The sequence below is a fragment of the Pseudomonas sp. P4_C3 genome, assembly GCF_056402075.1.
In genome coordinates this window covers 1-1,014 of sequence record NZ_JBFUIC010000678.1, presented here as the reverse complement: position 1 = coordinate 1,014, position 1,014 = coordinate 1, and the positions used below count along the sequence as shown (strand labels likewise).

General features: G+C 51.0%; 1 protein-coding gene. It reads right to left on the bottom strand.

Going from position 1 to position 1,014, the window contains the following annotated elements; all coding sequences use genetic code 11:
- The coding region (locus AC1DVH_RS31715; RefSeq protein WP_477757105.1) for an OprD family outer membrane porin at positions 1-720 on the bottom strand (720 nt) is incomplete at its 3' end.
- Positions 721-1,014 lie beyond the last annotated feature (294 nt).

Sequence of the window (1,014 nt, the reverse complement as noted above, 5' to 3'; positions counted from 1 at the left end):
GTCCGAGAACGCAAGCGTGTGAATCAGTCCGAAAAACTGCTGGTTATAGTAGTTCTCGAGATGGGCATAGTAGTACTGAGCCGTCAGATCCTTGGTGACTTTCCAGTCGCCCCCGACGAAGTCGAACTGGTTGCTTTCACGCGTACCGCCCAGAACGGCCAGCCCCGTCTGATCCGTTGAACCGCGACCTGTTGCATGTTCAATTCGTCCACCCGTCAGGGTCAGATCCTTGAACTCGCTCGAGGTGATTTGACCGCCCTCGAAGGTTTGTGGCAGCACCCGTCCATCGTTGGCGACCAGAATCGGAAGTTTCGGAATCAAGGTGCCGTAGCGCAGTTCGGTCTTCGACATTTTGACTTTTCCGGTCAGCCCCAGCCGGCTCCACTCGTCGACGGCGCGGTTGTCACTGTTCGAGGGAATCATAGAGCTSMCGACGTGTCGTCCCTTGCCAGTGTCCAGGGTAATGCCCAGCAACCCCAGGGTATCAACACCAAAACCAACGSTACCATCGGTATATCCCGACTTGTAGTCCAACATGAAACCCTGCGCCCACTCTTCGGTTTTCGAAGGGGCAGCGGTGCCATCACGGTTGTCGTTATTGAAGTAGAAGTTCCTCATTCCCAAGGTAGCTTTGCTATCACTTAGGAAGTCAGCAAACGCATGGCCACTTAGGGCAATGCTGCCAAACACTAAAGTTGCCGAAATTTTTTTTATGCTCACTTATAACGCTCCGATTTTTTATTTTTGTAAGTAACAGAAGCAACAAGTAAATCTTCCAAGCCAACGCAACACACACGAATCCAATGCAGAGCTCACTCACGCGAATGCATCAACTGAATATGCGCAATGGGAATGCCCTCCATTTCATCTACTGGTGCAATCCAGTTTTCTGACTCCAGATGGACTGGGGGATTTTTATCAAGGCAAACTTCCCCTTGAGTCGCTTACAACATTTTTCAGATAACCCATCATTACGGTGTTGCCCTTGAGCAGCAGCTCACCCGTTGTTTGGCC